Source organism: Cryptosporangium sp. NPDC051539, from assembly GCF_044454545.1.
GTDB lineage: Bacteria > Actinomycetota > Actinomycetes > Mycobacteriales > Cryptosporangiaceae > Cryptosporangium.
The window spans coordinates 357,287-382,856 of record NZ_JBITDV010000002.1 but is presented as its reverse complement, the minus strand read 5'-3'; the positions used below and the strand labels follow the sequence as shown (position 1 = coordinate 382,856).

The following is a 25,570-nucleotide window of genomic DNA, read 5'->3' as shown; positions in this document are numbered from 1 at the left end:
GAGAGTTGGGGCTCGTGTGCGACCCGATAAGGGATCACGGTCGGAGGCATCAGTGCACATAGCTGTTCCTGCTCCGAGGTTTCCCGGAGCGGAAATTCCGCCATCAGGCCGGACGCTGGGTGCGCCCGGCATGCGGCAACGCACGGCTTCAGGACCGAGGGATGGTGTGGGAAGTGGCCCGGGCTACGCGCCCCCGATGAACGGCGCTCCGACGAACGGTATGGCGCGCGCCGACGGCGCCGCCCCACCGGCGCCGACCAACCGGCAGTTACCGCCCGCTCAGGGCGAGGAACTGATCCGGCAGATCTACGTCGAACACGGACGTGCGCTGCTCGCCTACGCGACCCGGCTGACCGGGGACGCGGCGGCGGCCGAGGACGTCGTCCAGGAAACGCTGGTGCGAGCGTGGAAGCACTCGGAAGCGCTTTCTGACGGATCCCGGTCAGTTCGTGGGTGGCTGTTGACGGTCGCGAGGAACATCGTGACCGACCGGGCCAGGGCACGCCGTGCCCGGCCCACCGAGGTCGCGGAGAACCCCGCGACCCCGCCGATGGAACGGGACCACTCCGACGGTGTGGTCGACACGATGGTGGTGCTCGACGGGCTGGGGAGCCTGTCCGCCGAGCACAGGCGGGTACTGATCGAGGTGTACTACCGCGGACGGACGACCGCTGAGGCGGCCGAAGTTCTCGGGGTACCGGCCGGAACCGTCAAGTCACGGACGTACTACGCGCTGCGTGCTCTCAGAGCAGCGCTCGGGGATGTGGTCGGGGTGACACGATGACCGAAATACAGTGCCGCGAATTGGTCGGCGCCTACGCGGTCGGAGCATTGGAGCCGCCGGAGGCGGCCAGATTGGCAGATCATCTGCTGACCTGCACGCGATGCCGGCACGAGCTCGACGAGGCGGAAGAGTGCGCCGCGCTGATGGCGGCGGTGCCGCCGGAGGCGTTCATCGACGAACCCGCCAACCCGAACGATCCGCTGTTCCTGCGGACGCTCGAGGCGATCCGGTTCGAGGCGGCCTCCACGCCATCCGCGCAGCAACCGGCCTCGCAACCGGCGCAGCGGCTCCGGGCCGTGCCCGGCACCGGGCGTCCCGAGCGCGCCACCGGTGGTGAGTTCCCCGGCTGGTCCGGCCAGACTCCCACTCGGTCGCACCGGGCGAAGCGCCGGGCCGGGAGCGGCGCGCAGCAGCGGCGTCAGCTCGCCTGGGCCGGTGCGGCCGCCGCGGCCGTCCTGGTGCTCGGCGGTGGTGTGCTGCTCGGGAACAACCTGGCCGGTGGCGACGACCACACGACCCGGACCACGACCGTGGCCGACCAGACCGCTGACCCCAGCAACGGTCCGGCGACGCCCGAGGTCGGTGGTGCGCAGGTCGTGTTCCGCGGCGACGAGAAGACGACCGGGGCGCACCTGGAGGTCGGGGCCGTCGGCTTCGACACCTACACGCGGCTCGAGGTCACCGGCACGAAGCTGCCGGCGAACACCGCCGTCCAGGTCTTCGCGAAGGACGGCGTCGGCACCGAGGTTCCGGCCGTGGACGGGAAGACCGACGCGTCCGGGAACCTGAGCGTCGAGGCGGCGGTGCAGCTGACCGACCTCCAGGCCGTCACGGTCCGGACGCCGGCCGGCGAGACGCTGGTGACCGCCGTACGCGGCTGAGTCGGCTGAGTCGGCTGCGGTGCCCGGGCGCGGCGGCCCTGGGCACCGGACGCCGGAACGCGGCACCTCTCGGGTTGTGGGGATCGGTGGGGCGTCGCATTCCGGGAATCGGGCCCCGCACCTTCTGGGTGCGGGGCCCGATCAATGCGGTGTCAGCCGCCGAGCAGTGACGCGATCGTGTCCAGCACGTTGCTGTAGAAGCTGCCCTCGATGTCGCGGAAGAGCTGGAACGGGTGGTTCGGCTCGCCGATGAACGGACGGAGCGTCCAGGCCAGCTGGGTTCCGACGAACCCGAACAGCAGCACCCAGACGTAGAGCAGCCGGGTGTTCACCGGCCGGTCGAGCGCGCCCTTCGGCTTCGGGCCCGGCGTACCGGAGAGGCGGTTCAGGCCACGCATCCCGTCGACCATCACGCTCAGCCCGACGAACCCGGTCAGCATCAGGATCGCCACGTTCAGCAGCTTGAAGAACTCGTAGTCGTTCGCGGTGACCAGGAAGAACAGGCTGATCGGCGCGAACGCCAGGGTGAGCGCGCCGGTGACCGTGATCGACACCAGCACCAGCGACAGCGCTTGCCGGATCGAGAGCCGGGCGCCGAAGACCAGGTTGAACAGGTAGAGCGTCGGCAGGCAGATCGCGAGCGTCAGCAGGAACAGCAGCGGGAGCTTCACCCCCGACGAGATCGCCTGCAGCGGTCCGGCGGACGCGCCGAGCACCAGGCCGTAGACGGCCAGTGACACGACCGAGCTGAGCAGCATCTTGCGCAGGATCGAGTTGAGCGACGACTGGAGCAGGATCTCGCGCCAGAGGCCTTCGCGGTCGCGGAGGATCCACTCGATGATCAGCCCCGGCTGCCCGCCACCCGCCGGCGTCCGCGGTGCGACCGCGGCCGGCGTGAGCGGTGCGAACTCGACGGTGTCGTCCGGGTCGGCGACCGGCGCGGGATCGCCCAGCAGTGACTCGACCACCGCGAGCCCGGAGTCCCAACTCTCCCGAACCGGCAGCTGGACGCCCGACAGCTGGACGCCCGGCGACTGGGCGAGCGGCAGCTGCGCGGCCGACAGCTGCGCGGCCGACGGCCGGGCGGCCGTCGGCCGGGCGGCCGACGGCCGGGCGAGCGACGGCAGGGCGGTCGGCGCGGGCTCGGCCAGCAGCGGCGGCACCTCGGCGGCCGATGCGGCGAGGGAAGCCGGCTCGACGACGGAAGCGGACCCGACCGCAGGTGCCGGCGCCACACCGCCCACCCCGGCCGCCGCTGCCCGCCTGCCGCCAGGCGCACCCTTCCCGGCGGGCGCACGCTTGGCAACCGAAGCCTTCTTAGCCGCCGGAGCCCGCTTCACCGCCGAAGCCTTCCGCGCCACCGATGCCTTCCGCGCCGCCGAAGCCGCCATCGGGGATGCCGCCGCCGGAAGTTCCTCCTCAGGGGATGCCGCCTCCGGGGCCTCCCCCGCCGCAGACGGTGAGGATGCCACCGCCGGAGGTCCCGCCGGAGCCCGCTTCGCGGCTGGAGCCTTCCGCGCCACCGGAGCCGCCGGCGGGGATGCTGCCGGTGCGTCTGTCGGCGGGGCGTCTGTGGCCGGCGGCGGCGTCGCAGCCAGGGGTTCCGGCGCCGGGGCCTTGTTCGCCGCCGGGGCGCGCTTCACCGCCGGAGTCGGCTTCGGCGCCGGAGACGGCTTCGCCGCCGGGCTGCGCTTCGCGGCGGGTGCCCGCTTCGCGGGTGCGCGCTTCGCGGGCGGCCGCGGGGACCGAGCCTCCGGCGACAGCACCTCCGACGAAGACGGCTCCGGGGACGGCTCCAGGGACGGCGCCGCCGAGGACTGAGCCGCCGGAGACTGCGCCGCCGACGACTGAGCCACCGGAGACGGCTCCGCGGGAGGCTGCGCAACCGGAGACTGCGCCGCCGGGGACGGCTCGACCGGAGACTGCGCCACCGGAGGCTGCGCCGCCGGGGACGGCTCGACCGGGGACGGCTCAACTGGAGACGGCTCCGCCGGGGCCGCCGGGGGCGGGGGCTCGGCGACGGCGATCGCCGCCGCGGACGCGGTGACGGCGGGCACCGCGCCGTTCACCGAGGTCTCGGCTAACCCGTCTGTTCCGGCTTCGGCCACCGGATCCTCCTGTCGCTGGCGCGCCACCACGCGATGACGCTCCGGCGGAGGCTAGCGAACCTCACCAACCGCAGGTGTCACTCGCGATCGGCGTCGGCCAGATTCCGGAGCACCCACTCGCGCTCGGAGTCACTCAGCGACGGCCACCACGACGTCTGCTCCCACCACGGAACCGGCTCGGCCGACGCCCGCTCGGCACGACCGGCCCACCAGAGCGTGCCGGCCGCACAGGCGGAACCCAGCACCGTCACCGTCGCCGCCGCGATCACGCTCACGGCCGCAGGATACGTCCACACCACGTCCCCCACACGTCCCCCGCCCCACGTCCCCCCACCCGACGTCCGCACCACGGGTCCCGGAAGTGAACCGTGGATACCTCGGGCGCGTTGTCTGGAGTGCACCGCTGCGAGCCGCGCCGAAACGTCCGCTGACCGGCCCGACGGAGGGAACTGCGTGAAGCATTCGATGGACCTGGGCATGTTCCGGCAGGGCAATCACAGCCCGTCGTACGCCACCCTCGCGCGCAGCATGGACTCTCCCGAAGACCTCTCCGACTTCTGCATCCCCTGCAACCCGTACTTCCCCACGCCGGGAATGTTCGCCGAGCTGTCGGCGAAGCTCGAGACGATCCTGAAGTACTACCCCACGGACGCCGGCGCGATCACCGGTCAGCTCGCGAGCCTGCTGCAGATGCCGCCGCAGACGATCGCGATGGGCAACGGCTCCACCGAGCTGATCACCTGGATCGACCACCTGATGATCCGGGAGAGCATGGCGACCCCGGTCCCGACGTTCGGCCGCTGGACCGACCAGTCGCTGGAGACCGGCAAGCGCGTCGACATGTTCCAGCTGCCCGAAGCCGGCGGGTTCGCGCTCGACATCGACCAGTACATCGACTTCATCCGCGAGCGCGGGTCGCGGGTCGCGGTGGTCTGCAACCCGAACAACCCGGACGGCAACTACATCCCGCGGTGGGAGGTACTGCGGTTCGTGGACTCGCTCGCCGACCGCGATCTCGTCGTGGTCGACGAGTCCTTTATCGACTTCGTCGACGCCGAGCACCGTCCGTCGATCGCCCAGGACGCGATGCTGCGGCACAACGTCGTCGTGCTCAAGAGCCTGGGCAAGAACTTCGGCCTGCACGGGATCCGGTTCGGCTACGTCGTCGGCAACCCGGCGCTGGTCAAGAAGATCGGGTCGCGGCTGCCGAAGTGGAACCTGAACTCGCTGGCCGAGGCCGTCGTGTTCATGCTCCGCGACCACCTGGGCGAGTACCGGGAGAGCCTCCGCCTGCTCGCCCGCGACCGCTACGACATGCTCAACGAACTGCGCCGGATCCCCGGCATGCAGGTGTTCCCGTCGCAGGGCAACTTCATCCTGGTGAAGCTGCCCGCGGAGGTCGAGGGACCCCGCCTGCGCGACTACCTGCTGCAGCGGCACGGGGTGCTGATCCGCGAGTGCGGCAACAAGCTCGGGATCACCAGCCAGTTCGTCCGGCTGGTCGTCCGGCCGAGGGAGGACACCGAGCGCCTGCTCAACGGCCTCCGCGGCTACCTCACGTCGTCGTTTTCCGAGTCGTTGGACGGTGCCTCGCCGATGGACCTGGCCGGCCGGTTCGCCGAGCCGTCCGGGGTGAAGACCGGCACGCACTCGGTGCTCGGTGACGACCCGCTCGGCGACCGCGTCGTGCCGCTCCTCGGCGACGTCGGAGGCGGCCCCCGCATGGCCCGCGCCCGTTAGTCAGTACTTCTCCTTGAGGACGTCCAGGTGGGTCCAGGCTTCGAGACCCAGGACGCCCGGCATTCCCCGGACGTCGTCGAGGAGCCGCAGGGTCTCGTCGGCCTCGTAGGTGACCGCCGTGCAGATCACGTCGGCGCGGCCCACGGCGGTGGCCAGGTACTGGATCTGCGGCACCTCCTCGAGCACCGCGACGACCGGCCCCGGGTCACCGCCGACCGTGACCTCGAAGCCGGTGAGCAGCGGCGCTCCCCAGGCCCGGGCGCTGACCCGCGCGCCGACGTGCACCGCGCCCGAGTCCAGCAGGCGCAGGACCCGGGTCCGGGCGGCACTCGTCGACAGGCCGACGCCCGCGGCCAGCGAATCGAACGTGGCCCGGCCGTCCCGCCGTAGGTGGGCGAGCAGACCCCGATCGATCTCATCGATCTCGCCCACCTCGTGGTAGGGACCGGGCGGGAAGTGCGTGTCCTTCCGGATCTCCGTGTAGACCCCGGTCTCCACCTTGCGGACGCCCGGCAGCGCCGCGACCCGGCGGATCGTCGCCGCCAGCGCCGGTTGGTCCGCGCACCGCAGTTCGGCGATCAACGAGAAACGACCGGCGACCGCGGACAGGAACGGCACCTCGTCGAACGTCCGCAGGAGCTCGGCGACGGGGAGAGCCGGACCCTGCACGGTGAGCCCGACGTGCGCGTAGGCCGTGAGGCCGAACACCGACGGGTGGACGACGCCGACGATCGTCACCAGGCCGCTCTCCAGCAACCGGCGCATCCGGGCGGTGACCGCCGGGCGGGAGAGCCCGACCGCCTGCGCGAGCGCCTCGAACGTCGCCCGGCCGTCCTGGCGCAGTTCGGCCAGCAGCGCGCGGTCGAACGCGTCGGTGTCCATCGCCCCCCGATTTCGTCGCAGTAAACTCTTGCGGCTGTCTGGATTACGGACCGCAGATGCGCAGGTCTCGGCGCTAGCTTACGAGCGTTGCAGCGGCCAGACACAATGATGGCGGCTGATGTGCTCTCGCGGAGGTCCCGTTGTCCACGTCTCGCCGCCAATTCCTGACTCGACTGTCGCTGGCCGCCGGTGGGGCGGCTCTGCTCCCCTCGGTGCTGGCCGCCTGCGGAGGCGACGACGACACCGCCGCGACGCCGTCCGCCGCGCCCTCCGGCGTCGACGCCAAGTGGCCGGACCTGCGTAGCCGCCAGGTGATCGTGGCCGGCTTCGGCGGCGAGACCTACGACGTCCGGCAGAAGCTCGAGTTCGATCCGTTCACGAAGCTCTCCGGCGCCCGGGTCACCCAGGCGGCCTGGGACTACGGCAAGTTCACCGAGATGGTGGCGAAGCCGAACCCGGCGTGGGACATGATCGACTTCGACGGCTATTCGATCGCCGCGCTGATCGAGGGCAAGACGCCGCCCGGCAAGCTCGCCGACTGGGTCCGCCGGTGCGACCTGGTCGACAAGGCCTATCAGGACTACGCCGCGGGCAGCTACGCGTACAGCGTCGTGCTCGGCTGGTCGACGAAGCTGGGCGCGGCGCCCAGCGGCTGGGCCGACTTCTTCGACACCAAGAAGTTCCCCGGCAAGCGGGCGTTCCCGAAGTCGATCTACGCCGGGACCGCGGAGATCGCGCTGCTCGCCGACGGTGTCAGCAAGGACACGATGTACCCGCTCGACCTCGACCGGGCGATCGCGAAGCTGAACACGATCAAGAAGGACATCATTTTCTACGACTCGTACGCCCAGGGGCAGCAGTACATGGCCCAGGGCAGCGCGTCGATGATCGCGACCGCGAACAGCCGGATGATCCAGCTCAAAGACAGCGGCAAGCCGATCGACTGGACGTACCAGGACGCGATCCTCTACCCGTGGGGCGGCTTCGCGCTGACCCAGCAGGCTCCGAACGCCGACGCGGCGAACGCGCTGATCGACTACCTGTCGACACCGGAGGCGCAGGCCGCGGTGGCCAAGAGCCTCTACCTGGGCCCCACCGTGTCCGCGGCGCTCGACCTGCTCAGCCCGGCGGAACTCGCGAAGCAGCCGAGCGCCCCCGACAACGTGGCCAAGCAGCTCTCGGTCGACGTCCCGTCGCTGGCCAGGCAGGACGGTGACTACGTCACGAAGTTCTTCGCCTGGGTAGGCAAGTGAAATCTGCCGGCGGCCGGTGGCTGCTGCTCCCGCCGCTGGCGCTGCTCGCGATCGGGCTGGTCGGCCCCTTGCTGGCGGTCGTCGCGGCCGGGGTGGCGGCGGACGGACCGGTCGGCATGGTCACCCGGCCGTTCTCCAGCGAGACGTTCCTCGCCGCCGCGCCCCGGACGCTGTGGCTCTCGTTGCTGGTCACGATCGGGTCGGTGCTCGTCGGCGGGGTGTACGCGGTCGCGCTGGCCGCGGCCTCACCGAAACTGGCCGCGGTGCTGTTCGGCGTGCTGTTCCTGACGTTCTGGGTGTCGCTGCTCGTCCGGACGTTCGGCTGGGTGCTGACGCTGCAGCCGTCCGGTGCGCTGGACGTGCTGGCCGGCCACCCGCTCGACCTCTACCAGACCACTCCGGGCCTGATCCCGGCGATGATCCACATCCTGCTGCCGTACCTGGTGCTGCCGGTCTACGCCGACCTCCGTGCTCTGGACCCCGCCCAGGTGCGCGCCGCGCGGAGCCTCGGCGCCGGGGAGTGGCAGACGATCCGCTCGGTGGTGCTGCCCGCGATCCGGCCCGGGATCGTGGCCGGCGCGGTGATCGTGTTCGTGCTGTCGATCGGGTTCTACGTCACCCCGGCGTTCCTCGGCGGCCCGGGCGGACAGGTTGTCGCGATCGTGATCGGCACCCAGTTCGGGCGGCTGCAGGACCTCGGCGGCGCCGCCGCGATGGGCGTCCTGCTGCTGGTGGCGACGCTCGGGCTCTACCTGCTGGCCGACCGGTTCCTCGGCATCGGCCGCTCCTGGGACTCGGCGGTGAACCGTGACTGAGCTGCGGTGGACGTCGCGGGTGACGGTGGGGCTGGGCCTGGTGATCGCGCTGTTCCTGCTGGCGCCACTCGCGGTGATCCTGCCGGTCGCGTTCAGCGCGGATTCGTTCCTGGTGTTCCCGCCGCAGGAGTGGTCGTCGCGGTGGTTCAGCGAGGTGCTGAACGATCCGGGGTGGCGGGATGCGCTGGGGTTGTCCGCCCGCATCGCCGCCGGTGCCGCCGCGCTCGCCACCGTGGCCGGTACCTGTGCGGCGTTCGCGCTGCGTCGCCTCCGGCGGGGCGGGCGGGCGCTGCGGACGCTGCTGCTGGCCCCGCTGGTGGTTCCGCAACTGGTCCTGGCCCTCGGTCTGTATCTGGCGGTCGACGACCTCGGGGGACGGGCCGGGCTGGGCACGCTGCTGGTCGGGCAGAGCGTCCTGGCGACGCCGATCGTGTACCTGTCGGTGGCGGCAGGGCTGGCCGGGGTCGATCCGGCGCTGTCGCGGGCCGCGTCCAGTCTCGGCCACCGCTGGCCGTCCGTGCTGCTGCGGGTGGAGCTTCCGCTGGTGGCCCGGAGTGTGCTGGGCTCGGCCGTGCTCGCGTTCGGGCTCTGCTTCGACGAGTCGGTGCTGGCCTACTACTTGTCGCCGCCGGGGCAGGAGACGCTGCCCACGCGGATCTGGCTGGACGCTTCCCAGAGCGCGTCACCGGCGATCGCGGCGATCAGCGCGCTGGTCATCGGGTTGGCCGTGGTCTTGCTGGGGCTCAGCATGCTCGTGACGAGGAGGCGGCAGCGGTGAGCGTCGACGTGGTGTGCGACAAGTTGACCGTGCACCTGGGCGGGGCGCAGATCCTCGACGAGGTGAGCCTCACCGTGCCTCCCGGGTGCTTCGCCACGCTGCTCGGGCCCAGCGGCAGCGGCAAGACCACGACGCTCAACGTGCTCGCCGGATTCGCGTCGGCGTCGTCGGGTGACGTGCTCATCGGGGGCCGGTCGCTGGCCGGCGTCCCGCCGCACCGCCGGGACATCGGCGTGGTCTTCCAGAACTACGCCCTGTTCCCGCACCTGTCGGTCGGCCGGAACGTCGAGTTCCCGCTGATCGCCCGGAAGCTGGACCGTTCCGCGCGCCGCGCGAAGGTGGCCGCGGCGCTGGAGCTGGTGCAGCTGCCCGACGTCGCCGATCGGCCGGTGCGGTCGCTCTCCGGTGGTCAGCAGCAGCGGATCGCGCTGGCCCGGGCGCTGGTGTTCGCGCCGAGCCTGCTGTTGCTGGACGAACCGCTCGCCGCCCTCGACAAGCAGTTGCGGGAGGCGATGCAGCTGGAGCTCAAGCGGATCCAGCGGGAGACCGGTACGACGACGGTGGCGGTCACGCACGACCAGGTCGAGGCGCTGTCGATGTCCGACCTGGTGGCGATCCTGCAGGACGGGCGGATCGTGCAGGTCGGTTCGCCGGAGGACGTGTACCGTCGCCCGGCGACCCGGTTCGTCGCGCAGTTCCTCGGCGAGGCGAATCTGCTGCCCGTGGTGGACGGGCGGACGGCGCTGTTCGGGGTGCCCGCGGAGGGCACCGGGAGCACCACGGTGCTGCGGCCGGAGGACCTGGAGCTGACCGCGGCGGATCAGCCCGGCGCGGTCGAGGCGCGGGTCACCGACGTGGTGTACCAAGGCTCCCGGCTCCGGCTGACGGTTCGCGCCGGGGACACCGCTCTGGTGGTGAGTGCGGTGCCGGGTGAGCTCGCGGTACGGCCCGAGGTGGGTGACGTCATCGGTGTCCGGCACCGCGGCGGCGCGCTGCGCGCGCTCGCGGACGCATGATTTCGCGGGTACTGATCGCCGACCCGTTCGGATCGATCGACCACGTCCGCCGAGGCCTGGGTCCGTTGCCGGTGGACGTCGTCCGGGCCGGCGTCGATCTGCTGACCGGCGCCGGGGTCGTCGCGTTGCTCGTCGGGCCGGAGACCCCGGTCACGGTGGCGCAGCTGGACGCGTTGCCGGATCTGAAGATCGTGGCGGCGACCTCGGCCGGCACCGATCACGTTCCGGTGGACGAGGTCACCGCCCGCGGCGCCTGGGTCACGTCGGCGGCCGGATACTGCACCGACGAGGTCGCCGAGCACACGATCGCGCTGGTTCTCAGCCTGCTGCGCGGGGTGGTGCCGCTGAACGACGCGGTCCGCGCCGGGCGGTGGGACGTCGTCGAGGTGGCACCGCGCCGGGTCGCCGGTACCGTGCTCGGGGTCGTCGGCTTCGGTGCGATCGGCCGGGCCGTGGCGACTCGCGCGTCCGCCTTGGGCATGCGCGTGATCACCTACGGCGGCGCATCCGGGAGCGGTGGGACAGACCTCGCGTCGCTGCTCGCCGAGGCCGAGGTGGTGACTCTGCACGTGCCGCAGCGGCCGGGGGCCGCACCCGTGCTGGACGCGGCCTCCATCGGGCTGCTGCGGCCGGGAGCGTTCGTGGTGAACGTCGCGCGGGGCAGCGTGCTCGACACCGCGGCGCTCGGCGAAGCGCTGCGGTCCGGCCGGATCGCCGGAGCCGCACTGGACGTCCTGCCGATCGAACCACCGCCCCCGGACGACCCGGTACGCACGTTCCCGCGCACGCTGCTGAGCCCGCACGCGGCCTGGTACTCCGACGAGGCCGCGATCCGCCCGTACGTCTGGGCCGGCCGGGCCGTCGCCGACGTGCTGGCCGGGCGGGTCCCCGAGCGCGTCGTGGGACGGCCGTGACCACGCTCTCGGTGTTCCAGTCGCTGTGGGCGATGGAAGACCTCCCCTGGCGCTCACCGGTCCCCTGGACCCTTCCCGAGCGCGTCGAGCGGATCGCCGCGGCCGGATTCGCCGGTCTCGCGGTCGACCTGGGCGCCCGCGAGGCGCCCGCCGCCACCGACCTGGCCCCGTTGCTCGGTCACCTGCGCAGCGCGGTGTTCTGCTTCCTGAAGAACGACGCCGATCTGGACGCCGCCCTGCGGTACGCCGACACGATCGGCGCCGAGCTCGTGGTCGGTTGCGGGCAGGTGTTCCCCGGCGAGGTGAGCGCGGCCGCCGGCGTCGTCGGCGGCTGGCTGGAGCGGGCCGGGAACGCGGGCGTTGCGTTCCAGCTCGAGACCCACCGCTACACGGTCACCAACGACCTGGGCTTCACCGTGGCACTCCTCGAGGCGCTCCCGGGGCTCACCCTGGCCGCCGACCTCTCGCACTACGTCGTCGGCAACGAGCTCCCCGACTCCCCCGACGACCGGGTGGACGCTCTCCTCGGCCGGGTGCTGGAACGCGCGGGCTCGCTGCAGGGACGGATCGCCACCCGCGGCCAGGTCCAGGTCTCCCCCGCGTTCGGGCAGCACCGCGCGGCAGCCGACCGGTTCCGCGCCTGGTGGGCGGCCGGTATGCGGGCGTTCGCCGGCGACGACCTGATGTTCTGCTGCGAGCTCGGCACCGTGCCGTACGCGATCACCGGACCGGACGGCGAGCAGATCAGCGACCGTTGGGCGGATGCCCTGCTGCTGAAGTCCTGGGCCGAAGAACTCTTCGAGCGGAGACACCAATGACCGAGCGCCTGCGCGAGGTCCGGCTAGCACAGTCTGCCGCCGGTCATGGCGGCGCCGAGCGTAGCGAGGTGCTGGTATGACTGGACCGCTGGCCGGCCGCGAGCCCGGTGTGAGCCTCTTGCCCGCGGACGCCTACACCGATCCGGCGGTGTTCGCCGCCGAGCAGTCGGCGATCTTCGAGAACCGCTGGGTCTGGGCCGGGTACACCCACTGGGTGGCGGAGCCCGGCAGCTCCCGCCCGGTGACCGTGGCCGGACGGCCCCTGTTGATCACCCGTGACCCGGCCGGGCAGATCCACGTGTTCCACAACATCTGCCGGCACCGCGGGATGGTCCTCTCCGAGGAGCCGAGCACCCGGAAGCGGCTGCGCTGCCCGTACCACTACTGGACCTACGACCTGGACGGCGGACTCTGCGGCACCCCGTACTGGGATCGCCGCAAGGGGTCCGCTCCCGACGACGCGACCAAGGACGCACTCGGGCTGATCCCGGTGACCCACGCCGAGTGGGCCGGGATGGTGCTGGTCGCCCTGGGTGAACCGGTCCGACCGCTCGACGAGACGCTGGCGCCGCTGCGGCAGCGCTGGGCACCCGTCGATCTGGACCGTCTGCACCTGGCCGCCGAGGACCGGTACGAGATCGCCGCGAACTGGAAGCTGGTCGTCGAGAACTTCCTCGACTTCTACCACCTGCCGTTCGTCCACCCTCAGGTCGGCCCGGCCGCGGCCGCGCTGGACATCGACGACGTGGTGCTCGCCGAGGACATCCTCGGCGGCTGCTACCCGCGCGGAGCCGCGGGCAAGGCGTCGAAGACCGAGACGCCGCTGCCGGCCTTCGGCGACGTCCCGGCCGCCCTACGCGACCGGCAGGACATCTTCTGCCTCTTCCCCAACGCGCTGCTGTTCCTGGAGGCGGACTGGTTCCAGGTGATCGCCTTCGAGCCGGTAACTCCGGAACGTACCGTCGAACACATGGCGATCTTCGTGGATCGGTCGGCCGCCGGGCCCGAGTTCAGCGACGCCCGAAAAGCGCTGTCGACGGTGCTGTTCGAGGTCAACGACCAGGACGTGCCGATCCTGGAACGCCTGCAGCGGGGTCGCCGGTCGCCGGCGGCGGACCGCAACCATCTGCTGCCCTCGTGGGACCAGATCACCGCCCGGTTCCAGACTCTGGTGGCATCCGCGATGGAGGGGCACCGATGACCGAATGGGACCTTCGCTGCGAGCTGGCCGCCGTCTACCGGCTCGTCGACCACTTCCGGATGACCGATCTGATCTTCACGCACATCTCGCTCCGGCTGCCCGGGCCGGAACACCACTTCCTGATCAACCCGTACGGGCTGCTGTTCGGCGAGATCACCGCGTCCAGCCTGGTCAAGATCGACCTGGAGGGGAAGCCGGTCGAACCGGTCGAGCACCCCGTCAACCCGGCCGGATTCGTGATCCACAGTGCCGTCCACAAAGCGCGCCCCGACGCGCACTGCGTGCTGCACACCCACACGAAAGCCGGCTGCGCAGTCGCGGCTCAGCGCGACGGGCTGCTCCCGCTCAACCAGATGTCGATGGAGTTCTACGGCCGGGTCGGCTACCACGCGTACGAGGGTGTCGCACTCAGCCTGGCCGAGCAGGAGCGGCTGGTCGCCGACCTCGGGCCGCACCCCGCGTTGATCCTGCGCAACCACGGGCTGCTGACGGTCGGCGAGACCGCGGGGCAGGCGTTCCTGCGGATGTACTACCTGGAACGGGCCTGCGAGATCCAGATCGAGGCCCAGTCGGCCGGCGTGCCGCTGGTGACGCCTCCGCCGGAGATCTGCGAGCTGGCCGCGCGTCAGCTGGCGGGCGACCCCGACGTGGCGGGCGACTTCGTCGACGACCAGGCGAACGCCCTCGCCTGGGGGGCGATGCGACGGCTGGCCGACCGTATCGCCCCCGACCTGGCCACTTAGCGCTTGCGGAGCGCCCGCAGGTACTCCTTGTTCATGTTCACGATGCTCGCGAACGGAATCCCCTTCGGGCACGAGTTCACGCACTCGCCGGTGTTCGTGCAGCCGCCGAAGCCCTCGTCGTCCATCGTCGAGACCATCTCGAGCACGCGCGACTCCCGCTCCGGCTGACCCTGCGGCAACGCGTTGAGGTGCGCGATCTTCGCCGACGTGAACAGCATCGCGGACCCGTTCGGGCAGGCGGCCACGCAGGCGCCGCAGCCGATGCAGGTCGCGTTCTCGAACGCCAGGTCGGCGTCGGGCTTCGGCACCGGGGTGGCGTGCGCGTCCGGGGCCGCTCCGGTCGGGGCGGTGATGAACCCGCCCGACTGGATGATCCGGTCGAACGACGACCGGTCGACGACCAGGTCCTTGATCACCGGGAACCCGCGCGAGCGCCACGGCTCGACGTCGATCGTGTCGCCGTCGGAGAACGAACGCATGTGCAGCTGGCAGGACGTCGTCCGCTGCGGGCCGTGCGCCTGCCCGTTGATGACCACGCCGCAGGAACCGCAGATACCCTCGCGGCAGTCGTGGTCGAACGCGATCGGCTCCTCGCCGTCGAGGATCAGCCGCTCGTTGAGGACATCGAGCATTTCCAGGAACGACATGTCCGGGCTGACGTCCGGCACGTCGTAGGAGACCAGGGAGCCGGCGTCGTCGGGACCCGACTGGCGCCAGACTCGGACGGTGATGTTCACGCGTAACTCCGTTGCGTGGGGTGGACGTAGTCGAACGAAAGCGCCTCGCGGTGGAGCACCGGCCCCGCCTCGCCGTACTCCCAGGCCGAGACGTTCGTGAAGTGCTCGTCGTCCCGGAGCGCCTCGCCCTCGGGCGTCTGGCTCTCCTCCCGGAAGTGGCCACCGCAGGACTCGGTGCGGACCAGCGCGTCCAGGGCCATCAGCTCGCCGAACTCGAGGAAGTCCGCGACCCGGTTGGCCTTCTCCAGCGACTGGTTGAGCTGCTGCCCGGTGCCGGGCACCTTCACGTCGTTCCAGAACTCCTCGCGCAGCTCCGGGATCCGGTCGAGGGCCTTCTGCAGCCCGGACGCGTTGCGGGCCATCCCGCAGTGGTCCCAGAGCAGCGTCCCGAGCTCGCGGTGGAACGAGTCCACGGTCCGCGAACCGTCGATCGAGAGCAGGGTCTCGAGGCGTGCGGCCACCGAGGACTCCGCCGACCGGACCGCCGGGTCGTCCGCGGCGATCGGGGCAAATCCCCCACCGGCCAGGTAGTGCGACAGCGTCGCCGGCAGGACGAAGTAGCCGTCGGCCAGCCCCTGCATCAGCGCGGACGCCCCGAGCCGGTTGGCGCCGTGGTCGGAGAAGTTCGCCTCGCCGATCACGAACAGCCCGGGGATCGTGCTCTGCAGGTCGTAGTCGACCCAGAGCCCGCCCATCGTGTAGTGGATCGCCGGGTAGATCCGCATCGGCGTCTCGTACGGGTTCTCCGCGGTGATCTGGGCGTACATGTCGAAGAGGTTCCCGTACTTCTCCTCGACCGAGGGCCGGCCCATGCGGCCGATGGCCTCGGCGAAGTCCAGGTAGACGCCCAGCCCGCCCGGTCCGACCCCGCGCCCCTCGTCGCAGACGTTCTTGGCCTGCCGGGACGCGATGTCCCGCGGGACGAGGTTGCCGAAGCTGGGGTAGATCCGCTCCAGGTAGTAGTCGCGCTCGCTCTCCGGGATCGACGCCGGCGGCCGGGAGTCACCGCGCTGCGCGGGCACCCAGATCCGGCCGTCGTTGCGCAGCGACTCGCTCATCAGCGTCAGCTTCGACTGGTGTTCGCCGGAGCGCGGGATGCAGGTCGGGTGGATCTGGGTGAAGCAGGGGTTGGCCAGGTAGGCGCCGCGCTTGTGGGCCCGCCAGATCGCGGTCGCGTTGGAACCCTTGGCGTTCGTCGAGAGGTAGAAGACGTTGCCGTAGCCGCCGGACGCCAGTACGACCGCGTCGGCCAGGTGGGTCCGCACCTCGCCGGTGACCAGGTCCCTGGCGACGATCCCCCTGGCTTTGCCGTCGATCACGATCAGGTCGAGCATCTCGGTCCGCGCGTGCAGTTCGACGTTCCCGGCGTCGATCTGGCGGGACAGCGCCTGGTACGCGCCGAGCAGCAGTTGCTGGCCGGTCTGCCCGCGGGCGTAGAACGTCCGCGACACCTGGACGCCCCCGAACGAGCGGTTGTCGAGCAGGCCGCCGTACTCCCGGGCGAACGGGACGCCCTGGGCCACGCACTGGTCGATGATCTGCACCGAGACCTCGGCCAGCCGGTAGACGTTGGACTCCCGGGCGCGGAAGTCGCCGCCCTTCACCGTGTCGTAGAACAGCCGGTAGACCGAGTCGCCGTCGTTGCGGTAGTTCTTCGCGGCGTTGATCCCGCCCTGCGCGGCCACCGAGTGCGCGCGCCGCGGCGAGTCCTGGAAGCAGAACTGGACGACGTGGTAGCCCTGCTCGGCGAGCGTCGCCCCGGCGGCGCCCCCGGCCAGGCCGGTTCCCACGACGATCACCCGGTGCTTGCGCCGGTTCGCCGGGTTGACCAGCTTGGCTTCCCGCTTGCGGGTTTCCCACCGGTTCTCGATCGGCCCGGCCGGTGCCGCCGTGTCCGAGATGTCAGAACCCACCGTGTACTCGAGCATGTCAGCTCACCAATCCCGTCATGACGCCGATCGGCAGCGCGGAGAAGCCGATCGTGATCGCCAGCGCCAGGACGATCCCGGTCACCCGGATCGCCGCCGTCCGGGCCGGACGGGCGATGCCGAGCGTCCGGGCCGCGCTGCGAAAGCCGTGGTTGATGTGCAGGCCAACCATCACCATCGCGACCAGGTAGATCACGTTGATCCACCAGACCTGGAAGTCCGCCACGACGTTGTGGTACGGGTGCCCCTCCTCGAACGAGGGGTTCGCGACGCCGACCGTGAGGTCGAGGATGTGCCAGACGATGAACAGCGCCAGGATCACGCCGCCCCAGCGCATGGTCCGGGTCGCGAACGTGGCCTGCCGTCGCTGGCCGTGCACGTATTTCGTCGGCCGCGCCTTCAGGTCACGCCGGGAGAGCTGGGCCGCCGCGGTGACGTGGAGCACCACCGCGACCAGCAGCACCACGCGCTGGATCCAGAGGAACCAGCTGTGGTGCAGCACCGGCGAGCCGATCGTGCGCAACCAGCCCGCGTAGGAGTCGAACTCGTGCGGACCGAAGAAGATCTTCAGGTTGCCGAGCATGTGCACCAGCAGGAACGCCAGCATGATCAGTCCGGTGACCGCCATCACGGTCTTCTTACCGATGGACGAATCCCAGAGCACGAACGTGCTGCTCCGGGGTCGGCTTTGTACGTCGGTCGCCACGTCTCGGAACGTAAGCCGGGTTCGGCGAGAGGTCCAAGACGAGTTTTCTTGGACGGCGATAGTGTTTCGCTATGCAGTTGCAGCAACTGGCGTACTTCGTCGCGGTCGCCGACCTACGACATTTCACCCGCGCCGCCGCTCAGGTGGGGGTTGCCCAGCCCTCGCTGTCGCAGCAGATCAAGGCGCTCGAACGCGATCTCGGAGCATCGCTCTTCCAGCGCGCGAGGGGAAATCTCACACTGACCGACGCCGGTGAGGCGTTGCTCCCGATCGCCCGCCGCATCCTGGCCGACACCGAGACGGCCCGGCGGGCGGTGCTGGAGGTCGCGGTGCTGGGCCGCGGACGGGTCCGCCTCGGCGCGACTCCGAGCCTCTGCACCGGCCTGCTGCCGGCGATGCTCGGCGCGTTCCGGGCCGAGCACCCGGGCATCGAACTGATCCTGCACGAGAGCGGCTCCCGCGACCTGCAACGAGCGCTGACCGAGGGCGCGCTCGACCTCGCGCTGGTCATCGACGCCCGGCTCGGCGACGACGACCCGCTGCAGATCGTGCCGCTGGTCACCGAGGACCTCGTCGTCGTCTCGCCGCCGGACGGCCCGCCGTTGCTCGACGCCCCCGAGATGACGGTGGCCGGCCTGGAGGGGCTCCCGCTGGTCATGTTCCGGGACGGCTACGACCTCCGGGAAACCGTGGTGGACGCCTGCCGGGCCGCCGGTTTCGAGGCGACGTTCGCGATCGAGGGCGGCGAACTGGACGCCGTGCTGCAGTTCGTCCGGGCCGGGCTGGGCGTCGCCGTGGTCCCGAGCACCGTCGGGTACGACCGTTTCCGGGTGACGCCGTTCAGCGCGCCCGGACTGGCCCGCACCGTGCTGCTCGCCCGCCGCCGCGACCTGGAGCCACCGCGGGCCGCCCGCGCGCTCGGCCGGCACATGCTCGACTTTTTGGCCAGGGCCGCGGCGACCAACACGCTGCCGCCCGGGACCCGGCTGCCCGAGGCGTGAGTCGGGCGTTCCGACGGTAGATCGATCCAGTGCCCCCTCCATCACGATCTACCGCCGGAACGCCGGCTTCCGGCCCCGTTATCCTCCCGGCAACCGTCTGAGAACACCCTCACCAGGTGACAGATCCCAGGGAAGATCCTTTTTCGGACGACGTGATCTTTCTGGTCCGTCCCGAGGGCGAATACCCCGGCGGCGGGACAGGACAGAGGTGGGGGGACGGCCGGGATGAGTGAACCGCCTGACGACCGGCCGACGCCGGCTTCGGTACGCACCGAGGACGACCTGCGGGGTTACGTCCGCTCGTTGATGGAGGCCCGGACCAACGTGCGGGCCGTGGCGGCGGAGACTGGTCTGTCGAAGACCACGGTCAACGAACTGCGGATGGGACGCCGCCGGGTCAGCCTGGACGCGCTCACGAAGGTCGTCGGCGCCTACGCCCCCGCTCAGGTGTCCGACGCCCGCCAGGCCTGGCACCGCGTCCAGCCGCCCCGGACCCCCCGCACTCCCCCGGTACCGGCGCCGGCTCTTCCGGAGGAACTTCCGACCGCGGGGGCACCGGAAGCCACCGGCGGTGGTGCGCCGGGCGGCGTAGGAAAAGAACGCGGAGCGCCGACGAACCGGTGGCTGCCGATCGGCCTCTGGCCGCGGGTGCTGTACGCGGTGACCGGGGTGCTGGCGGTCGTGGCGCTCGCCGACGGGGTGCGCGCGCTCGCGGAGCGCGACCCCGCTCCGGCGCGGCCGGTCGCCGATGGGCCGTGCCTCACGCCGGCGCAGGGGTCCCGGGCCCGGCTGACCGCCTTACCGGGCGCGAAGCCGGTGGCGCTGACCGCGGCCGCGTACCACCTGCAGCGGACCGATCCGCCGCGGCTGGAGATCGCCGCGCAGTTGTCCGGTGCGATTCCGGCCGGCCTGACCGTGCAGATCCTCGAGCGGGCCGATCCGGCGACCGTCGACTCGACCGACCAGCACCACCCGGGCAACGGGCGCTACTACCCGCGGCCGGCGATCCGTTCGGCCGGTGAGTGCGTCTACGTGCCGCAGAACCAGATCGGCTATCCGGGCTTCGCCGGGATCCGGCTGCGCTACACCGTGGTGTTGCTGCCGGCCCGGTTCGCGGACTCGATCGGACCCGACGCGCGGGCCGGCGACGGCCTCTCCGAGCAGGACCTGGCGAGGTATTCGATGACCCCGCTCGGGTACTTCGAGTTCCGCGTGTGACCGGTTGCGAAACTCTGAGAAACCGTCGCTCTGCTTACCGGTAGGGAACGCGTCGGCACGAGTGTGTACTTAGGATCGGGCCACGTACCCACGACCCTGGAGTGCACGCGTGGAGAGTCCGGACTGGACCTCGGACACGGTTGATCCGGATCAGCCGTCAGCAGCTCGCATGTACGACTACTACCTCGGGGGTTCGCACAACTTCGCCTCCGACCGGGAGCTCGCGCGACGGGTGCTGGAGGTCTTCCCCGACGGTCAGCTGATCGCCCAGGCCAACCGCGCGTTCCTGCACCGCGGCGTGCGGTACCTGCACAGCAAGGGGATCCGGCAGTTCCTCGACCTCGGGTCCGGCATCCCGACCGCGGGCAACGTGCACGAGATCGTCCCCGACGCGACCGTCGTCTACGTCGACCTGGATCCGGTGGCCGTCGCGCACAGCGAGGCCATCCTGGCCGACGTCGACCGGGCCGGGATCGTGGAGGCCGACATCCGCCGCGCCGCGAACACGCTCGAACACCCGGTGACCAGGGCGCTGCTCGATTTCTCGCAGCCGATCGGGCTGCTGATGGTCGCGGTGCTCCACTTCGTCCAGTCGGACGAGGAGGCGCGCGCGGTCGCGACCTCGTTCCGGGACGCGCTCCCGGCCGGCAGCGCGCTGGTGCTCGGGCACGGTTCGCTCGACGACCAGCCGGAGAAGGCGAAACGGCTGATGGAGATCTACCGGGAGAGCGCGAACCCGAGCCGGCCGCGGAGCCGCGACGCGATCGAGGGCCTCCTCGACGGCTGGAGCCTGGCCGAGCCGGGCCTGGCCTGGGTGGTGAGCTGGCGGCCGGACTGGCCGGACGAGGCCGACGCCGATCCGTCCTGGTGCGGCAATTACGGCGCGGTCGGGTGGAAGGCGTGACGGCGGTCCCGCGCCGATCGGCCGCACCGAGCGCGGACGCGGTCAACGTGGCGGTGTTCGCCTGGGAGTGGGCGCGCCACCTGATCGGCACGAGCTGGGTGCCCGACGACCGGACCGTGATCGCGGAACGGCTCCGGGTGCTGACCGAGGTGGCGGCCTCGGCCCTGGCCGGTGGTGCCCCGGCCGACGGTGCCGGACGGGAGGTCGGGTCGGCCGTGGTGCAGATCGGCTTCGCGACGCCGGACGCGCTCGGCCGGACGCTGATGCTGCTCGGCGAACGTCTCGGCGCCGACCTGGAGCTCGACCAGGCCGATCCCGGGGTCCGCAGCCGCCTGTCCGGGCTGCTGGCCGGCGTCGGCGTCGGGTTCGCCCGGGCCGCGCACGACCGGACGCTCGCGCAGCAGGACGCGATCCGCAGCTCCGATCTGGTCGCGCGCCGCCGGGCCGAACGGGGTGCCGACTCCCCCATGCGCCGGGAGCTGGCCGCGGCCGTGGAGCGCGGCGAGGTCGTGCCGTACTTCCAGCCGATCGTCTCGCTCGACGACGAGCAACTGGTGGGCTTCGAGGCGCTGGCCCGCTGGGAGCACCCGGCGAAGGGCACGCTCACGCCGGGCGCGTTCCTGCCGGCCGCGGACGACGCGGTGTTCTCCGCGCTCGGCACCCGCGTCCGGGAGGCCGCCTGCCGCGCCGCCGTCGGCTGGCCGGCCGTGGCCGGACGGCCACTGTTCGTCGGCGTCAACCTGTCCGCCGCGGAACTCCGCGCGCCGGGGATCGTCGACGAGGTGGGCGAGGTGCTCTCGCGGTCGGGTCTCCCGCCGGAGTCGCTGCACGTGGAGATCGCTGAGGACGCCACGCTGGCCGACGTCGATCTGCCGGTTCTGCACGGGCTGGCGTCGCTCGGCGTCCGGCTGACGCTCGACGACTTCGGCACCGGCATGTCCCGGCTGGCGATGCTGCCCAGCCTGCCGGTGCACGGGCTCAAGCTGGCCGCGGCACTGCTCGACCCGGTGCGGTTACTGCCGTTCCGCGGCGCGCAGGCCGGCACCGACGTGCTGGACCTGGTCACGTCGCTGGCCGGGCGTCTGGAGCTGGTCACGACTGTGGAGGGCATCGAGAGCGCGGCCGAGGCCTCGCTGGCCCGGCGGCTGGGGATCAGCCGGGCGCAGGGCTGGCACTACGGCCGGCCGGTGCCGGTGGTGCGTTTCTGACCTCGGGCCGCAGGCCGCGATGCGCGCTGGTCACCAGGGCGTGGTTTCACTGAGCGAGAGGGGTTTCACTCAGCGAAAAACGGCGCTTGTCCTCCGTCGTCGCGAGGGCCGAGGCTGCGCGGCATGCCTTCGTCTGCGCGCATCGCGATCGCCACCGGGGCCGGGCCGGCAGTCGGCGGTAGCCGGGTCCGGCCGCCGGCACGCGGTAGCCGGGTCCGGCCGTGAGGGGACTGCCGTGAAGCCGGTGGACGCGTTGCTGGAGATCCTGCGGAGCGAGGGCGTCCGGCACGTGTTCGGGAACCCCGGGACGACCGAGTTGCCGTTCCTGGACGCGCTGGTCGAGGCCCCGGACCTGTCCTACGTCCTGGGGCTGCAGGAGGCGTCCGTCGTCGCGATGGCCGACGGCTACGCACGCGCCACCGGGCGGACGGCGTTCGTGAACCTGCACGTGGCCGCCGGGCTGGCGAACGGGCTGATCGGGCTGTTGAACGCGAGTCGCTCGCGGACGCCGATCGTCGTGCTGGCCGGCCAGCAGGATCGCCGGCACCTGCTGGCGGACCCGATGCTGTCCGGCGATCTGGTGGGGATCGCGTCGCCGGTGGCGAAGTCGGCGGTGGAGGTGCACCAGGCCTACGACCTGCCGGTGCTGCTGCGGCGGGCGTTCGCGCTGGCCCGGCAGGTACCGGCCGGGCCGGTGTTCGTGTCGGTGCCGATGGACGTGCTGTCGTCGGATTCGGACTCGCTGCCGGTTCCGGGGGTGTCGCGGGTCTCGCCGGCCGGTCCGCCCTCCGAGATCACGGACGCGGTGCGGCTGCTGACCGGCGCGGATTCGCCGGTGATCGTGGCCGGGGACGGGGTGGGGCGGGACGGCTGCGTGCCGGACCTGGTGACGCTGGCCGAGCGGCTGGGGGCGCCGGTGTGGTCGCAGCCGATGTACGACGGGGTGGATTTTCCGGCGTCGCATCCCCTGCACCTCGGGATGCTGCCGCCGCGGCACTCGGCGATCCGGTCGGCGCTGGAGGCGCACGACGTCGTGGTGATCGTCGGGTGTCACGCGTTCATGCCGCACCACTACACGCCCGGACCGGCGATTCCGGAGGGGGCGGTGGTGGTGCAGATCGACCCGGACCCGGCCGAGATCGGCCGGAACTTCCCGGTGGAGGCCGGGCTGGCCGGTCCGCTGGGACCGACGCTCCGGGCCCTGGCCGCGGGGGTGGCCACGGCCCTCGCCGACGGCCCCGGGTCAGCAGGGGCGGCGGGGCGGGCGGAACGGATCTCGCGGCGGACGGCGGCGTCGCGGGACGCGGCGGAGGCCGACGCGCTCCGGCGGTACGGGCCGGTGCCGCTGGATCCGGTGGCGGCGATGCACGCGGTGGCGGCCGGGTTGCCCGCGGACGCGGTGGTGGTCGAGGAGGCCATCACCGCCGGGCTGGTGCTGCGGACGGTGCTGCGGCCGGACCGGCCGGGTTCGTACGTCCACACGGTCGGCGGCGGCCTGGGCTGGGGCGTCGGCGCGGCGATCGGTACCCGGCTCGGTGACCCTTCGCGGCCGGTGGTCGCGGTGCTGGGCGACGGCTGCACGATGTTCGGGCTCCAGGGGCTGTGGAGTGCCGTCCGGTATCGCGTCCCGGTCACGTTCGTCGTGGTGAACAACGGCGAGTACCGGACGCTGAAGGAGACGCTCGACGGGACGAAGAGCCGCTCGGCGGCGTTGGGCCGCTATCTCGGAACGGACTTCCCGGGGCTCGACTGGCAGGCGGGCGCGCGCCTGTTCGGCCTGGCGTCGACCCGGGTCTCGTCCGCGGCGGAACTGCGCGCGGTGGTGGCCGGTGCGGGCGACCGGGCCGACCCGTTGCTCGTGGAAGTGCCGGTTACCGCACACGGGGGGCGTTCCGGCTAACGCTCGTTGCTGTGGACCGGCGCGGGACGCCACGATCAGCGGATGGACGACGTCGTTCCGAAGTCGGTGCTCGCGCGTGGGCTGCGGCTGCTCGACGCGTTCGCCGCCAGCGACGTCGACCTGACGCTGTCCCAGCTGGCCGAGCGCACCGGCCTGCCGAAACCGACCGCGTACCGGCTGCTCGCCGAGCTGGTGACGTGGGGCGGGCTGGAGCGCACCGCCCGGGGCTACCGGCTCGGGATGAGCCTGTTCGTGCTCGGGCAACGGGTTCCGCGGCACCGGGAGCTGCGCGAGGCGGCGCTGCCGTACCTGGAAGACCTGTACGAGGCCACGCACGAGAACATCCACCTCGCGGTGCCGGACGGCAACGACACGCTGTTCCTCGAGAAGGTGAGCGGGCGGCGGTCGACGCCGATCGTCTCGCGGGTCGGCGGGCGGCTCCCGGCGCACTGCACGGCGACCGGGAAGGTGTTCCTCGCGTACGGGTCGCCCGAGCGGCTGCGGGAGGTCGTGGAGGCGGGGCTGCCCCGGCTCACCCCGCGGACGATCGTCATGCCGGGGCTGCTGCGGCAGGATCTGGCGCGGGCGCTCGAGCGGGGCTACGGCGTCAACCGCGAGGAGGCCGAGGTCGGCGTGTCGGCGGTGGCGGCGCCGGTGTTCGACCACCGCCGGTGCGTGATCGCCGCGATCTCGATCACCGGCTGGGCGCAGCACCTCGACCTGGAACGCCTGGCCCCGGCCGTCCGTACCGCCGCCCGGGCGTTGTCGCGCGAACTGAGCACGGACACCGCCAACGGCACCCTGCGCGTGCCCCGCCGGAACGGGACGAGCGGAAGCGGGCGGCTCTTGTCACAGGAGTGAGCTAGCGTCTAGTGGCGTGAAATTCCTGCACACGTCGGACTGGCATGTGGGCAAGGTCCTCAAGGGCCGTAACCGCCTCGACGAGCAGCGTGCCGTGCTCCGCGAGGTGGTCTCGCTGGCCCGCACTCACGAGGTCGACGCGGTGCTGGTGGCGGGCGATCTCTACGACTCCGCGGCCCCGTCGGCCGAGGCGCAGGAACTCGTCGTCCAGGCCCTGATGGCGTTGCGGAAGACCGGCGCCGAGGTCGTCGCGATCGCCGGCAACCACGACCACCCCCGCACCTTCGACGCGTACCGCCCGCTGATGAACATCGCCGGCATCACGCTGGTCGGCAGCGTGCGCACCGCCGACAGCGGCGGCGTCGTGGAGTTCACCGCCCCGCACACCGGCGAGCCGGTCCGGGTCGCGGCACTGCCTTTCCTGTCGCAGCGGCACGCGATTCGGGCCGCCGAGCTCGTCACGAAGACGCCGGCCGAGAACAGCGCCGGCTACGACCAGTTGATCCGCGACCTGGTCACTACGCTCACCGCGGGGTTCGCCGACGACGCGGTCAACCTCGTCACCGCGCATCTCACGGTCACCGGCGGCGCGCTGGGCGGCGGCGAGCGTGCCGCCCAGTCCATTTTCGAGTACCACGTCCCGGCCGGCGCGTTCCCGGCCGACGCGCACTACGTCGCGCTCGGGCACCTGCACCGGCGCCAGACGCTGCCTGCGGCCTGCCCGGTCGTGTACTCCGGGGCGCCGATCGCGGTCGACTTCGGCGAGCAAGACAACACCGCGTCGGTCTGCCTGGTCGAGGCCACCCCGTCGACGCCGGCCCGGGTGACCGATCTCCCGCTCACCAGCGCGAGGAAGCTCAAGACGCTCCACGGCACGGTGGCCGAACTCGGCGACCGCGCGGCCGAGTACCAGGACGACTACCTGCGGGTCTTCGTCCGCGAGCCGGCCCGGGCCGGCCTGCGCGAAGAAGTCCAGGCCCTGCTGCCCGGCGCGCTCGAGGTGCAGATCGACCCCGAGTTCCGCGCCGAGACGCCGGCCACCCGCCCCAGCCGGACCCGGGACCACACGACGCCCGGCGAACTCTTCGCCGAGTTCTGCGGTGAGCGTCAGATCGTCGACGATCGCGTCCAGAAGCTCTTCACCCGCCTGCACGACGACGTCACCAGCTGAGGA

The 25,570-nt window shown here is 71.8% G+C and carries 25 protein-coding genes; 19 read left to right on the top strand and 6 right to left on the bottom strand.

What is annotated here, in order from left to right:
- Positions 1–220 precede the first annotated feature (220 nt).
- Entirely contained in the window at positions 221–784 is a 564-nt protein-coding gene (locus tag ACIBZJ_RS07745) for a sigma-70 family RNA polymerase sigma factor (RefSeq protein WP_395927748.1), read from the top strand.
- A complete protein-coding gene (locus ACIBZJ_RS07740; RefSeq protein ID WP_395926735.1) occupies positions 781–1,665 on the top strand; it encodes a zf-HC2 domain-containing protein in 885 nt (294 codons plus the stop codon). Before ACIBZJ_RS07745 ends, ACIBZJ_RS07740 begins: the two co-directional genes overlap by 4 nt.
- A 152-nt stretch (positions 1,666–1,817) precedes the next feature.
- Here ACIBZJ_RS07740 and ACIBZJ_RS07735 read toward each other — a convergent pair whose 3' ends face one another.
- Positions 1,818–2,900 (bottom strand): hypothetical protein, encoded by a 1,083-nt coding sequence (locus ACIBZJ_RS07735; RefSeq protein WP_395926733.1) that lies wholly within the window; start codon positions 2,898–2,900, stop codon positions 1,818–1,820.
- 64 nt (positions 2,901–2,964) lie between these two features.
- Between ACIBZJ_RS07735 and ACIBZJ_RS07730 the strand changes: the two genes are divergently transcribed.
- Entirely contained in the window at positions 2,965–3,486 is a 522-nt protein-coding gene (locus tag ACIBZJ_RS07730; protein WP_395926731.1) for a hypothetical protein, read from the top strand.
- Between the two features lie 364 nt (positions 3,487–3,850).
- Here the strand turns inward: ACIBZJ_RS07730 and ACIBZJ_RS07725 are convergent, their stop codons facing one another.
- Positions 3,851–4,048 carry a hypothetical protein gene (locus tag ACIBZJ_RS07725; protein WP_395926729.1) on the bottom strand — a complete coding sequence of 66 codons (198 nt, stop codon included), beginning with the start codon at positions 4,046–4,048 and terminating at the stop codon, positions 3,851–3,853.
- A 178-nt stretch (positions 4,049–4,226) separates the two neighbouring features.
- Between ACIBZJ_RS07725 and ACIBZJ_RS07720 the strand changes: the two genes are divergently transcribed.
- Positions 4,227–5,513 carry a pyridoxal phosphate-dependent aminotransferase gene (locus ACIBZJ_RS07720; protein WP_395926727.1) on the top strand — a complete coding sequence of 429 codons (1,287 nt, stop codon included), beginning with the start codon at positions 4,227–4,229 and terminating at the stop codon, positions 5,511–5,513.
- Here the strand turns inward: ACIBZJ_RS07720 and ACIBZJ_RS07715 are convergent, their stop codons facing one another.
- Positions 5,514–6,395 carry an Lrp/AsnC family transcriptional regulator gene (locus tag ACIBZJ_RS07715; RefSeq protein ID WP_395926725.1) on the bottom strand — a complete coding sequence of 294 codons (882 nt, stop codon included), beginning with the start codon at positions 6,393–6,395 and terminating at the stop codon, positions 5,514–5,516. It abuts the gene before it with no gap.
- Positions 6,396–6,535: 140 nt separating this feature from the next.
- Here ACIBZJ_RS07715 and ACIBZJ_RS07710 point away from each other — a divergent pair, with 140 nt between their 5' ends.
- From ACIBZJ_RS07710 to ACIBZJ_RS07675, 8 genes are all read left to right on the top strand, one after another.
- Positions 6,536–7,648 (top strand): extracellular solute-binding protein, encoded by a 1,113-nt coding sequence (locus tag ACIBZJ_RS07710; RefSeq protein ID WP_395926723.1) that lies wholly within the window; start codon positions 6,536–6,538, stop codon positions 7,646–7,648.
- Entirely contained in the window at positions 7,645–8,463 is an 819-nt protein-coding gene (locus ACIBZJ_RS07705; protein WP_395926720.1) for an ABC transporter permease, read from the top strand. The genes ACIBZJ_RS07710 and ACIBZJ_RS07705 overlap by 4 nt, the downstream gene beginning before the upstream one ends.
- Positions 8,456–9,241 (top strand): ABC transporter permease, encoded by a 786-nt coding sequence (locus ACIBZJ_RS07700; RefSeq protein ID WP_395926718.1) that lies wholly within the window; start codon positions 8,456–8,458, stop codon positions 9,239–9,241. The genes ACIBZJ_RS07705 and ACIBZJ_RS07700 overlap by 8 nt, the downstream gene beginning before the upstream one ends.
- Positions 9,238–10,257, top strand: coding sequence for an ABC transporter ATP-binding protein (locus ACIBZJ_RS07695; protein ID WP_395926715.1), 1,020 nt, complete (start codon positions 9,238–9,240; stop codon positions 10,255–10,257). Before ACIBZJ_RS07700 ends, ACIBZJ_RS07695 begins: the two co-directional genes overlap by 4 nt.
- Complete coding sequence (locus ACIBZJ_RS07690; RefSeq protein WP_395926713.1) at positions 10,254–11,171, top strand: NAD(P)-dependent oxidoreductase; 918 nt, start codon at positions 10,254–10,256, stop codon at positions 11,169–11,171. The genes ACIBZJ_RS07695 and ACIBZJ_RS07690 overlap by 4 nt, the downstream gene beginning before the upstream one ends.
- Positions 11,168–11,989: a sugar phosphate isomerase/epimerase gene (locus tag ACIBZJ_RS07685; RefSeq protein WP_395926711.1), complete on the top strand. Its 822-nt coding sequence runs from the start codon at positions 11,168–11,170 to the stop codon at positions 11,987–11,989. The genes ACIBZJ_RS07690 and ACIBZJ_RS07685 overlap by 4 nt, the downstream gene beginning before the upstream one ends.
- Before the next feature lie 76 nt (positions 11,990–12,065).
- Positions 12,066–13,190, top strand: coding sequence for an aromatic ring-hydroxylating dioxygenase subunit alpha (locus tag ACIBZJ_RS07680; RefSeq protein ID WP_395926709.1), 1,125 nt, complete (start codon positions 12,066–12,068; stop codon positions 13,188–13,190).
- On the top strand, positions 13,187–13,933 hold the full coding sequence (locus tag ACIBZJ_RS07675) for a class II aldolase/adducin family protein (protein ID WP_395926707.1): 747 nt from the start codon (positions 13,187–13,189) through the stop codon (positions 13,931–13,933). The genes ACIBZJ_RS07680 and ACIBZJ_RS07675 overlap by 4 nt, the downstream gene beginning before the upstream one ends.
- Here the strand turns inward: ACIBZJ_RS07675 and ACIBZJ_RS07670 are convergent.
- Genes ACIBZJ_RS07670 through ACIBZJ_RS07660 form a run of 3 tightly spaced genes read right to left on the bottom strand, consistent with a single transcriptional unit; the run spans position 13,930 to position 17,304 of the window.
- On the bottom strand, positions 13,930–14,670 hold the full coding sequence (locus tag ACIBZJ_RS07670) for a succinate dehydrogenase/fumarate reductase iron-sulfur subunit (RefSeq protein ID WP_395926705.1): 741 nt from the start codon (positions 14,668–14,670) through the stop codon (positions 13,930–13,932). The genes ACIBZJ_RS07675 and ACIBZJ_RS07670 overlap by 4 nt on opposite strands.
- Positions 14,667–16,598, bottom strand: a complete 1,932-nt coding sequence (locus ACIBZJ_RS07665; protein WP_395926703.1) for a fumarate reductase/succinate dehydrogenase flavoprotein subunit — start codon at positions 16,596–16,598, stop codon at positions 14,667–14,669. The genes ACIBZJ_RS07670 and ACIBZJ_RS07665 overlap by 4 nt, the downstream gene beginning before the upstream one ends.
- Before the next feature lies 1 nt (position 16,599).
- Positions 16,600–17,304, bottom strand: coding sequence for a succinate dehydrogenase cytochrome b subunit (locus ACIBZJ_RS07660; RefSeq protein WP_395926701.1), 705 nt, complete (start codon positions 17,302–17,304; stop codon positions 16,600–16,602).
- 71 nt (positions 17,305–17,375) lie between these two features.
- Here ACIBZJ_RS07660 and ACIBZJ_RS07655 point away from each other — a divergent pair, with 71 nt between their 5' ends.
- From ACIBZJ_RS07655 to ACIBZJ_RS07625, 7 genes are all read left to right on the top strand, one after another.
- Positions 17,376–18,305 (top strand): LysR family transcriptional regulator, encoded by a 930-nt coding sequence (locus ACIBZJ_RS07655; protein ID WP_395926699.1) that lies wholly within the window; start codon positions 17,376–17,378, stop codon positions 18,303–18,305.
- A 225-nt stretch (positions 18,306–18,530) separates the two neighbouring features.
- Positions 18,531–19,523 carry a hypothetical protein gene (locus tag ACIBZJ_RS07650; protein WP_395926697.1) on the top strand — a complete coding sequence of 331 codons (993 nt, stop codon included), beginning with the start codon at positions 18,531–18,533 and terminating at the stop codon, positions 19,521–19,523.
- Positions 19,524–19,632: 109 nt separating this feature from the next.
- Positions 19,633–20,427, top strand: coding sequence for an SAM-dependent methyltransferase (locus ACIBZJ_RS07645; RefSeq protein WP_395926695.1), 795 nt, complete (start codon positions 19,633–19,635; stop codon positions 20,425–20,427).
- A complete protein-coding gene (locus ACIBZJ_RS07640; RefSeq protein WP_395926693.1) occupies positions 20,424–21,635 on the top strand; it encodes an EAL domain-containing protein in 1,212 nt (403 codons plus the stop codon). Before ACIBZJ_RS07645 ends, ACIBZJ_RS07640 begins: the two co-directional genes overlap by 4 nt.
- Positions 21,636–21,870: 235 nt before the next feature.
- On the top strand, positions 21,871–23,535 hold the full coding sequence (locus ACIBZJ_RS07635) for a thiamine pyrophosphate-binding protein (RefSeq protein ID WP_395926691.1): 1,665 nt from the start codon (positions 21,871–21,873) through the stop codon (positions 23,533–23,535).
- Between the two features lie 42 nt (positions 23,536–23,577).
- Positions 23,578–24,396, top strand: a complete 819-nt coding sequence (locus ACIBZJ_RS07630; protein ID WP_395926689.1) for an IclR family transcriptional regulator — start codon at positions 23,578–23,580, stop codon at positions 24,394–24,396.
- 16 nt (positions 24,397–24,412) lie between these two features.
- Positions 24,413–25,567 (top strand): exonuclease SbcCD subunit D, encoded by a 1,155-nt coding sequence (locus tag ACIBZJ_RS07625; protein ID WP_395926687.1) that lies wholly within the window; start codon positions 24,413–24,415, stop codon positions 25,565–25,567.
- Positions 25,568–25,570 lie beyond the last annotated feature (3 nt).